The organism is Mesorhizobium sp. M4A.F.Ca.ET.022.05.2.1 (assembly GCF_003998845.1).
Taxonomy (GTDB): Bacteria; Pseudomonadota; Alphaproteobacteria; order Rhizobiales; family Rhizobiaceae; genus Mesorhizobium.
The window spans coordinates 1-9,692 of record NZ_RZOJ01000232.1 but is presented as its reverse complement, the minus strand read 5'-3'; the positions used below and the strand labels follow the sequence as shown (position 1 = coordinate 9,692).

General features: G+C 65.2%; 13 protein-coding genes. 4 read left to right on the top strand and 9 right to left on the bottom strand.

The window, feature by feature from the left end:
* Positions 1-823, top strand: an 823-nt coding sequence (locus EN745_RS22405) for an ABC transporter ATP-binding protein (RefSeq protein ID WP_145992096.1), incomplete at its 5' end; no start/stop codon positions are given.
* Positions 824-879: 56 nt separating this feature from the next.
* Here the strand turns inward: EN745_RS22405 and EN745_RS22400 are convergent.
* From EN745_RS22400 to minC, 4 genes are all read right to left on the bottom strand, one after another.
* Complete coding sequence (locus EN745_RS22400; RefSeq protein WP_127407576.1) at positions 880-2,298, bottom strand: hypothetical protein; 1,419 nt, start codon at positions 2,296-2,298, stop codon at positions 880-882.
* 327 nt (positions 2,299-2,625) lie between these two features.
* Positions 2,626-2,898 carry a cell division topological specificity factor MinE gene (gene minE / locus EN745_RS22395; protein WP_126055418.1) on the bottom strand — a complete coding sequence of 91 codons (273 nt, stop codon included), beginning with the start codon at positions 2,896-2,898 and terminating at the stop codon, positions 2,626-2,628.
* Positions 2,895-3,710 carry a septum site-determining protein MinD gene (gene minD, locus EN745_RS22390; RefSeq protein WP_126055419.1) on the bottom strand — a complete coding sequence of 272 codons (816 nt, stop codon included), beginning with the start codon at positions 3,708-3,710 and terminating at the stop codon, positions 2,895-2,897. Before minD ends, minE begins: the two co-directional genes overlap by 4 nt.
* A gap of 103 nt (positions 3,711-3,813) precedes the next feature.
* A complete protein-coding gene (gene minC / locus EN745_RS22385; protein WP_126055420.1) occupies positions 3,814-4,572 on the bottom strand; it encodes a septum site-determining protein MinC in 759 nt (252 codons plus the stop codon).
* Between the two features lie 277 nt (positions 4,573-4,849).
* Here minC and EN745_RS22380 point away from each other — a divergent pair, with 277 nt between their 5' ends.
* Positions 4,850-5,305 carry a hypothetical protein gene (locus tag EN745_RS22380; protein WP_127422274.1) on the top strand — a complete coding sequence of 152 codons (456 nt, stop codon included), beginning with the start codon at positions 4,850-4,852 and terminating at the stop codon, positions 5,303-5,305.
* A 58-nt stretch (positions 5,306-5,363) separates the two neighbouring features.
* Here EN745_RS22380 and EN745_RS22375 read toward each other — a convergent pair whose 3' ends face one another.
* Both EN745_RS22375 and EN745_RS22370 read right to left on the bottom strand, forming a co-directional pair.
* Positions 5,364-5,825 (bottom strand): phasin, encoded by a 462-nt coding sequence (locus tag EN745_RS22375; RefSeq protein WP_127422273.1) that lies wholly within the window; start codon positions 5,823-5,825, stop codon positions 5,364-5,366.
* 782 nt (positions 5,826-6,607) lie between these two features.
* On the bottom strand, positions 6,608-7,033 hold the full coding sequence (locus EN745_RS22370; protein WP_126055423.1) for a globin family protein: 426 nt from the start codon (positions 7,031-7,033) through the stop codon (positions 6,608-6,610).
* 297 nt (positions 7,034-7,330) lie between these two features.
* On the opposite strand from EN745_RS22370, the gene EN745_RS22365 reads away from it, so the two are divergent.
* Positions 7,331-7,876 (top strand): group 1 truncated hemoglobin, encoded by a 546-nt coding sequence (locus EN745_RS22365; RefSeq protein WP_127407362.1) that lies wholly within the window; start codon positions 7,331-7,333, stop codon positions 7,874-7,876.
* Positions 7,877-8,012: 136 nt separating this feature from the next.
* On the opposite strand, the gene EN745_RS22360 is transcribed toward EN745_RS22365, so the two are convergent.
* From EN745_RS22360 to EN745_RS22350, 3 genes are all read right to left on the bottom strand, one after another.
* On the bottom strand, positions 8,013-8,162 hold the full coding sequence (locus EN745_RS22360) for a hypothetical protein (protein ID WP_126055424.1): 150 nt from the start codon (positions 8,160-8,162) through the stop codon (positions 8,013-8,015).
* A 47-nt stretch (positions 8,163-8,209) separates the two neighbouring features.
* Positions 8,210-8,494: a PRC-barrel domain containing protein gene (locus EN745_RS22355; protein ID WP_126055425.1), complete on the bottom strand. Its 285-nt coding sequence runs from the start codon at positions 8,492-8,494 to the stop codon at positions 8,210-8,212.
* 436 nt (positions 8,495-8,930) lie between these two features.
* Positions 8,931-9,254: a DUF2934 domain-containing protein gene (locus EN745_RS22350; protein WP_126055426.1), complete on the bottom strand. Its 324-nt coding sequence runs from the start codon at positions 9,252-9,254 to the stop codon at positions 8,931-8,933.
* A gap of 150 nt (positions 9,255-9,404) precedes the next feature.
* Between EN745_RS22350 and EN745_RS22345 the strand changes: the two genes are divergently transcribed.
* Positions 9,405-9,692: FAD-binding protein (locus EN745_RS22345; protein ID WP_210213769.1), on the top strand; the 288-nt coding region annotated here is incomplete at its 3' end.

Below are 9,692 nucleotides of genomic sequence, written 5' to 3'. Positions count from 1 at the left end.
GTTGCAGGGGCTGTCCGGATCGCTGGAGGAAGTGACCTGGCTGCTGGACCCCGCCGGCAAGCCAGCGCCACCGCTAGGCAGCTTGCCGTTTCCGGGGCTTGGGGAACGCATTGCCTTCGAGGGCGTGAGCTTCACCTATGCCAGCGAGGAGCAGCGCGCGGCGGTGCTGCACGCCGCGACATTCGACATCAAGGCGGGACGCTCGACGGCGCTGATCGGCCGCTCCGGCGCCGGCAAGACGACGATCGTCAACCTCCTGTGCCGCTTCGTCGAGCCGGATGGCGGCCAGATCCTCGTCGACGGCGCGCCGCTTGACCAGATCGATCCGTCCGGCTGGCGCCGCCACATCGCCTTGGCTAGCCAAGAGCTGGAGTTGGTCGACGGCACCATCCTCGACAACATCACCTATGGCCACGACACCGCCACGGCCGCTGACGCCGAGCGCGCGGCGCGGCTTGCCGAGGCGCATGAGTTCATCGAGCGCCTGCCGCAGGGCTACCAGACGGTCGCCGGCTATCGCGGCGTCAACCTGTCGGCCGGGCAGCGGCAGCGCATCGCGCTGGCGCGGGCTCTGGTGCGCGACCCCGACATACTGATCCTCGACGAAGCGACCAACGCGGTCGATGGGCTGTCGGAAGCGGCGATCGTGGAAACGCTGAAGTCACGTGCCGGACGGCGCACGACGCTGGTCATCAGCCATCACCACTCAACGATCTCGTTCTGCGACGACGTGGTCATCCTCGACCATGGCAGGGTGAAGAAGCAGGCGCCGTTCGCGACGCTGGCCGCGCGCAGCATGGACGAGCTCTACCAGCCGGAGTGAGGAGTTTTCCTCGCCCCCACGGTGGTGGGGGAGAGGTGGCCAAGCCTCGTCAGAACCTAAGACGCGTGCAACCGGCGGCGCGCCCGCCGGCGATGCGTGGGGTGCGCGGGATCGGCGACCACACCGGCGATCTCGACGACATTGTCCTCGCGGGTCCTGGCGGCGGTGACCCGGTGCAGGCGCTCATAGGGCAGCAGTTCCTTGATGCGGGCGTTGAGCGTGGCGACCTCGGCGCGCAGGTCCTCGCATTCCTGCTTCTGAATATCGAGCTCGATCTGCTCGGAGGCCTGCTGCAGCGAAAGCTGCGAGAGATTGGCGTTGATGGCCGAGAGGTTCATCTTGTCGGTTTCGCTCTCGCTCCGCAGCGCCGCCAGCTTCTCGTCGGCGATCTGCTTTTCGGCGAGCGCGTCGCTGGCCTGCGCCTTGAGCCTGGCGATCTCGGCCGCCGCCTCGCTCGTCTCGCTCGCGGCATGCTCCAGCCGCGCCTGCAGATCCTGGATCTCGGAACGCAGGCCGCGCATCTCCGCTTGACCGCGGGCAAGCTCGGCCTCGCGGTCGCCCTTCATGAGATTGGTCGCCTCGGCCGATTCCTGGAGCTTCGCCTGCGCGCTCTCCAGCGCCTTCTGCAGCCGCGCCTCCTCCTTCTCGCTCCGGCCGAGCGCCGCCACCAGATCGGTGACGCGGGCCGTGTCGGTGGCATGCGAGGCGGCGACCTCGTCCAGCTTGTGGCGCGCCTCGGCCTCGCGCTTCTGCGACTGGTCGAGGTCGATCGCCAGGCTGACCTGCTTTTCCCTCAGCATCTTGCATTCGCTGGCACTCCGGTTGGCCTCGACGGCCTTGGCCGAAAGCTGCTTGGCGATGTCGCCGAACTCGGCCTCGCGCCGGGCGCCGGCATTGGCCGCCTCGACGAGCTCGAGCCTCGCCGCCGCGAGCGCCGCGCGTAGCGTCTCGCGCTCCTGCACCAGGGCCGCCTCGCGCTGCTGCAGCGCCTCGAAGGCGCCGTCGCGCTCGCGCTGCCTGCGCCCCGCCTCGGCGAGTTGATCCGACAGCGCACGCTGCTCGCCGGCAAGTCCGGCATTGGTGAGTTCCATCTCGTTGGCGCGCAAGATGTCGCCGTGCAGTATGCCGAGGAATTCACGCGTCAGATGGTGCGAGGTGGCGACCTCGGAGAGCTTGCCGGAGATCTCCTCCAGATGCCCCTGCGCGTCGCGGAACAGGCCGTCGAGGGCGCCGAGCGCGGCAAGCCGGGTCTGCGTGTGCGGGGTCAGCCGTGGCGGGTGTTCGGGACTGTCCGCATCGGCCTCGGGCCGTGGGCCGTCGCCTTCCGCCGTGGGATCGGCATCCCCGGCGCTGGCGTCCTCCAATGGCAGCTCTTCATCGAGACAGGCATCGAATGCTTCCGCCAAATCCGTCTGGAGCTCCTCGAAAGCTCTGTCCACCTCATCGGCACGCTTGATCAGCTTCTTGAAGTTCATGACCGAACACCTTCTACACACACACAGTCTTGATACTTAACGAATTGCTAATGTTCCCTTCTACATCCGCCGCTTCCGCAAGGGAAGTCCCCCGATAGGACTAGCGCCTAGCGAGATTCCCGCCGCATCCGCTTTCGCGTTGCGCTCAAATCCGCGATTGACGATGGCCGAGTGGGGAAGGTGGCTCGGCGAAGCCGAGAGGGAGCGGCGCGCCGGCCCTTGAAATCGATCAGAGGGAACGCCAGCGTTGCAGGCTCCCTCACCGGCCGCTGCGCGGCCACCTCTCCCCCGCCTCTGGCGGGGGCGAGGAACTCAAATGCTGGTACCCTACCCCGCCAGCGCCAGCGGCGTGGCGCTCTTGTTGGGGATCTGGATGTCGATTTCCAGCGTCGACATGGTCTTGCCGCGCTCCATCGAGACCTGGAGGTAGTCCTGGTCGATCTGCACGTGCCTGGCAATGACCGCCATGATCTCCTCGCGCAGGACAGAGACGAGATCGGGCTGGCCGCGGCTCTGGCGCTCATAGGCGAGCAGCAGCTGCAGCCGCTCGCGCGCGACCGGCGCGCTGTTGCGCCGCTTGAAGAGGTCGAAAATGTTCATGCCGCCCTCCTTCCGAGCAGACGGTCGAGAAAGCCCTTGCGCTCGAAGGGCACCACCACCGGCAGGTCCTCGCCCTCCAGCCGCCTTGCCGCGTCGATATAGGCCTTGGCGGCGGTGTTCAGCGGGTCGGTGAGCGTCACCGGCGAGCCGAGGTTCGAGGCCCTCAGCACATCCTGGCTCTCGGGGATGATGCCGAGCAGCGGCGTGGAGAGGATCTCCAGCACGTCGTTGATGGAAAGCATTTCGCCGCGCGCGGCGCGCGCTGCGTCATAGCGCGTGACCAGCACGTGCTTGGCGATCTGATCACCCTGCTCGGCCTTCATGGTGCGGGCGTCGAGCAGACCGATGATGCGATCGGAATCGCGCACCGAGCTGACTTCCGGATTGGTGACGATGACCGCCTCGTCGGCGAAACGCATGGCGAGCTGGGCGCCGCGCTCGATACCGGCCGGGCTGTCGCAGAAGACATAGTCGAACACCGAGCGCAGCCGCTCGATCACCTCGCCGACGCCCTCCTCGGTCAGCGCATCCTTGTCGCGCGTCTGCGAGGCCGGCAGCAGGAACAGTGTCTCCACCCGCTTGTCGCGGATCAGCGCCTGCGAGAGCTTTGCCGTGCCCTGGATGACGTTGACCAGGTCGAACACGACGCGCCGCTCGGCGCCCATGATCAGGTCGAGGTTGCGCAAGCCCACATCGAAGTCGACCAGCGCCACCTTCTTGCCGGTCTTGGCAACCGCAGCGCCCAACGCCGCCGTCGACGTCGTCTTGCCGACGCCCCCCTTGCCCGAGGTGACCACCACTACCTTGCCCATGAAATGCCTCCGTTTGGCGATTGTTCTTTCGGTTGGCCGTGCCAGGCACGGTGTTGCAGGACCATCGCACGCGAAACCGGTCCCAGGCTTACGCTCGCGCCGCTCACCCCAGCGGCACCACGCACAGCACGTCGTTTTCGAGGAAGGCCTGCACCGCCTTGCCGCGCGAAACCTTCTCCATCTCCTCGGCGGTGGTGTACCAGCCGTCGACCGAGATCAGCTCGGCCTCGTTCCTGCGGCAGAAGACGCGGGCCGCAATGTTGCCGAGCGCGCCGGCCGAAGCGCGGCCGCGCAGCGTGCCATAGACATGGATGGAGCCGGCGGCGACGATCTCCGAGCCGGACGCGACCGAGCCGAGCACGATGACATCGCCATGCGCATGGAAGATCGACTGGCCGGAACGGATCGGCGTGCGTACCATCAGCGTGTCGCCGCCCGGCAGCGCGGGCTTCGCCGGCACCTTGCCGTCCTCGGCTCTTTGCTCCTCGGCCTTGCCCTCTTCGCCCTTCTTGCGGCCGGGATGCAAGAGCAGGCCGTCGGAGGTCGCCTCCTTGGCGCCGATCAGCTTCGGCGGCAGGTGCGAGCCAAGCTCGGCGCCGCCGTCCATCTCGATGGCATAGACGCGGATGCCGCGCTGGCCAAGCACGCCGACCAGCGAATCGATGGCCGCGATATCGGGCTTCAAAGTGTTCAGATCGAGCACCACCGGCCGCCCGGTAAAATAGCCCGGCGAGTTGCCTATCCAGCGGTCGAGGCTCTCCAGCCAGACATCCAGAGGCGCTTCGGGGGTGAGCGTGAAAGCGACGAAAGATCGGGCGCGAAAACGGATGGATTTGGTCTCGACAGGGGCTGCGAAGGTCACGGGAAGCGATTCCTTACTGATAGGTAAACGCTAGGAGCCGAATGGTTAACGAATGGTTAATTTTGAGGGTGAGGAGCGTTAAGAGCTGACTTGGCTAACTGTTGTGGCGGGGTGGCCACAGGCACCGTTCCACTCTGAGGGGCGGTTGGGTGGCAACCGAGGCTTTGACGCGCCCCCGATGAACGGCTGCAGCATGTGAAGTTCCTAATATACGCAGGTATGCCGCACCGGGCACAGTCTGGCCCGGCTGATCCACCCTTTTGGAAGGAGACGAGGCATGCGCATCAATCAGGCAGGCAGCAGGCGGGCAGGCAGCAAGTGGCCAGGCAGAGCAGGCGCAACGATTGGCGCGCTGTTGCTGGCATCCCTTGCAGGATGCATGACCTACCGGACGAGCGGCAGAGACACATTCCAGACCAGCGGCATAGACGCATGGTTGACAGCGGCCAATGCCGACGCGGTCGTCAATGCGATGGCAGCGAAGGGGCTGATGCCGGCGACCATCGACTGCCGCTTCGACCGCACGGTTCCGGGTCAGGTTGTTTACGCCTCGAAGTTCACCTGGCAGCGGGCTCCGGCAAACACACGCTATCATTGGGAAGTCGGCGATCCGACCTACCTCGCCAGCAAGGAAGTCAAATCCAACCGTGTTGGCCTTCACCGCATCGCCGCGAAAATCGTCCGCGACCCCGCCACCGGCCGAAAGGTTGGATGCTCGATCTGGACGAATTAGTCCCTGGCTGCCAGGCGCCGAGCCGGCGCGAGGCGCCGGCCCGGGTTGCCTCAGGCAATCAGGCAGCCTTGCGTTCCTTCAGGGCCTTCTCAAAGGCATCTTTGATCGGCTTGGATACGTCCTCGGCCGCTTTCATGGTCACGGCCTGAAAGTCCTTGGCCTGCTCGACGGACTTTTCCATCTGTTTGCGCAGGAAAGCGGTCTGCAGCTCGACGAATTCAGACAGCGACTTCACGGTAGCCAGTGCTTCAAGGTGCGTGAAGTAGGCGTCGGCATTGGCACGCAGAGCGGCAATCGCCTGCAGGGACACCTCGTTGCTGGTGGTCTTGGCCATTTCAAGGGTCGACTCGAGGGCCTTTTGAGTCGTTTCGGCGCCCGAACTCAATTTGGAAAGGACTTCCTTCGACTGTTCGACGCTCTGTTCGGCGGCAGCGCGGACCTGCTCGACAGCCTTGGACGGGTCGAAGGTGGAGGATTCGACGTTTTCGATGGTTTCGGTCTTGCCGGGGAGCTTGGACATTTTTTCCATCCTTTTCCAGGGGCGGCCTCAAAATCGAGCCGTCCCCTTCGTACGAAACCGCCGCAACGGATTTATGAAACCCGGATGAATTTGCGTAAGTGGGCAGAGCCTGGCGTTGCGCTGGATGCCATCCGTTGCGGAGCGGCACTGCCCAGCCTGACGGAAATTCTAGAACCAGCAAGCGTTGGCCATGGCCGAGCGTGTGGCCGACAGCTCTTGATCAAGAGCACGGCAATCGACCGAGCTGGGCCGCGGATCGGATCCCGGGGCGCCTGGGGCAAGCCACTCGACGGGTGGCCAAAGCGCCTCCCCGGCATCGATCGTTCATGACTGGATTCGACCTGGGCCTCATCCGATTGGAGGACGGCAGGAACCGCAACACAGCCATTTTATCAACTTAGCGGTGATGCATGGGCGGCCTACAATCTTTCCAGCCGGCAAACCTACCCCGTTTGCAGGTCAGACCCCGGCGGTCGAACCCCGAGCCCATGCGCCTTCCGGCCGCTGGGTTTTTCGGCCGCCGGGGCCTTAGGCCTCGCCGGCGCGTTTCCAGAAAATATGTCCCTCCTCGGGGAGATATCCCCTACGCGATCACGCCATACGCCGCGAATAGAACTCTGCTAGCTTGGATTGCGTGGCGGACCCCGGTTCGCCTGGCCGGCGCCATATGCCCCAACGCCCCCCGCCCAATGTGGCGTCGGCCATCTTCCATCCCTTGCGCCCCCTTAGCTGTCAAGGAATGGTGTAAGACGGTTCTGGTCGCCTTCGACCATCCCGTCCCCTCACGCTGCGATCTGCACCTCGCGCGCGGCCGCGATCATCACACTCGCGAGCAGGCCGTAGGCTGCTTCCCAGGCTTCACGCACCGGCGGCGTGAAGGCCTCGCCGAGGCCGGCGGCGAGCGTCTCGATCAGGGCCTGGCCGACGATCGGGTAGTGGTGCTCCTCGACGCCGTAGCCGACGTGGCGCTTGGCGAGGTCGCGCACGGTGGGCAGGATGGTCTCGGCGCGGTCCAGCCCATGCACGACGAAGCCGAGGGCCGCCATCAGCTTGGCGCCCTGCTGGGTCATATCCCTTTCCGGGAACAGCGCCCGAAGATCGCCGTCGATGGCGAACAGGCGTTCATAAAATATGGCGGCGGCGGCCGCGCGGATCGGCACGACCTCGCGAAAGCTGTCCTGAACGAGTCTGATCTGGTCGGGTGTCATACGCGCGCTCCAATGGTTGGTAGGCGGCGACTTTCCTACCAGGACGTTTCCCAGGCATGTCGCCGCTCGTGGCGGCGTGTTTCGGCGATGTCTCGTTCCGGTATCAGGTTGTATTCGGCGAACCGTTTCACGCGCCAGCCGCGCCGCCAGCGCCTGAACGGAACAAGTCGGGCGCGGCGCTCGTTAATGCCGCGGACCATGCCGGATTAGGCGAAGTGGACATATCCGAAAATCAAATCATTGTCGCCGCCAGGACAGGCCGCGGCTTGCTCTGGCTTAACACCAAGGAACCCAGAGATGAAAACCGCTGTTTCGACCTCTCTCACAAGACGAAGCGTCGTCGCGCTGGCGGCGGCCGCCGCTTCGACAGCCATGATGGCCACCAATGGCGCGCTGGCGCAGGAGCAAGCCAAGCCCGGGAAGAGCCTGTATGAGCGGCTGGGGGGCGTGTTCGCCATCGCGGCCGTGGTCGATCACTTCAGCGACGCCATCGTGAAGAACCCGATCGTCGGCAAGAAATCCAAGAATGCGCAGCTGCGGAAATGGCACACCAAGAACCTTGAACGGCTGCCCGGCCTCAAATTCATGCGCACGCTGTGGGTCTGCGACGTTTCCGGCGGCCCGTTCAAGTTCGTGGCCACCAAGCCCGGCGCGACGCCGCTCGGCCTCGAGGAAGCCCATCGCGACTTGCGGATCTCGCCGGCGGAGTTCGACGAGGTCGCGGCCGAGCTCGGGCGGACGCTCGACCACTTCAAGGTTCCGAAGGCAGAGAAGACCGAGGTGCTTGAAGCCTTCGCCGCGCACAAGGGCGAGGTTACCGCCGGCTACGACAAGCAGGGCTGAAGCCCCGCCAGGGTGACGCCCAAAGGTTGCCACCGATGACCCGCAGAGGCGTCGCGCACCGACCCTCGTTGCCGGAGATCGCGGCTGGCCCCCGCCTTGCGTATCGAGGCTGACGGGCCGGCCCGATCTTGCCCGCTCAATGCCGCTTGAAATACTGCACCTCGCGCTCGTGCTTCTCGGCGGCTTCGCGGGTGTCGAAGGTGCCGAGGTTGCGGCGCTTGCCGGTCGCTTCGTCCTTCTTGCGCGAATAGAGCCGGTATTTTCCTGATTTGAGTTTTCGGATCATTGTGTCTCTCCCGAAGCGGAAAGGCCCGGCTGTGCCGGGCCCCTCTTTCAGTCCTGGTGCTCGGGCATGTCCTCGAGCTGGTCCTTCGTCCAGAACGTGACGGCGTGGACGTCGCCGTCCTCGTCGCGCATGAAATCGAGCTGGGTGGCGGGAACGGCGACGGGCTTGGCGCCGATGCCCAGGAAGCCGCCGACGTCGATGACGACCTGGCTGCCGTGCATGTGGTCGACGGAGCCGATCTTCTCGTCGTCAGGACCGTAGATGGTCGCGCCTTCGAGGATGGCCGGGGTCAGCTCGGCGTCGGTGAGCCGTACGTGGTTGGTGTGGTCCATGGGGTGGTCTCCTTCGGGTTATGAAGGATGAACCTGCGAAGGCACCAAGGGTTCCGACAGAACAGACGACCTGGGCAGCGCGGACCACGGCAGCCCGCCGTGCCACGCCTGCTAGCGGCGCGGTTGCGGTTTCGCCACTGTCTCTGAAGGGCTCTCCGAGAGCCGGGCCGAGCGCTGGTCACCAAGCCGCGACGACCTCTTTTTCGGTTTCGGCTCCGCATTGGGGGTCGGCGTCTTGGCGATCAGGTAGTCGGCCCGATTCGTCCGATAGTCTTGCTTGTGGACAGACGTTTTCGGCATCGACATTTTTGATCTCCTTACAGAGATCAACGCGCAGCGACGCCGCCCTGTTCCCGGCTCGATTGAGTCCGAAACCTATTTGTTTTTTACGCAATTGCGGACGGAAAGCCGCCGCGCACTTTTCCTTAAATTGCTTTCAGAGCCGCCGTCTCGCCTTGAGGCTGCGGGCGGCGGCCTCGATCGCGGCGCGGTCGCTGCCCAGCCTGTCGATCAGCTCCTGCGCCTCGTCGCCCGTTATGCCGGTGCGCATGGCCAGCTCCTCGACCGTCAGTATGTCGGTGCTGGCGATCCTGCTGGTTTCCGGCAGGGCGTCATCGGCCGTAAGCGGCAAGGCCGCCTCGCGGTCGATTTCCGCCTCGGCCTGGCTCCAGTGCCGGTCGTGATTGCCGAACAAACGTCCCTCGCGTTCCCAGATCTCATAGGCACGCTGCCTGATCTTCTCCAGCCGATCATCACCCATTGTCGGTTTCTCCATTTCAGCTTTTGCTCAAACGCCGCACGCGGCCGAACGATCCCTGGAATCTGCACGATCGATGCGGGAGAGTTCCCCTGCGTGACTCGAAGCCTCCGCTTCCTCTATAGGAGGGCTCGCCCATGAATGGAGCCACTCGTGAGTGAAACCCTCATCGCCGACCTGCGCGCCGCCTGCCCCAACGCCGTGGTGTGGGACAAGGCCGAGCTCGCCAGTCGCGATCCGGGCTTCGACCAGCGCAATTTCGGCGCTTCGGCGCTGGTGCGGCCAGCCGACACGGAGGGCGTGGCGGCGCTGGTGAAATTCTGCGCGGCACGGGGTTTGAGCCTCGTCGCCCAGGGTGGGCGTACCGGGCTGACAGGGGCCGCCGCGACCGTGGCCGGCCAGGTCATCTGCGATCTCGGCGCCCTGAACAGGGTGGAAGAG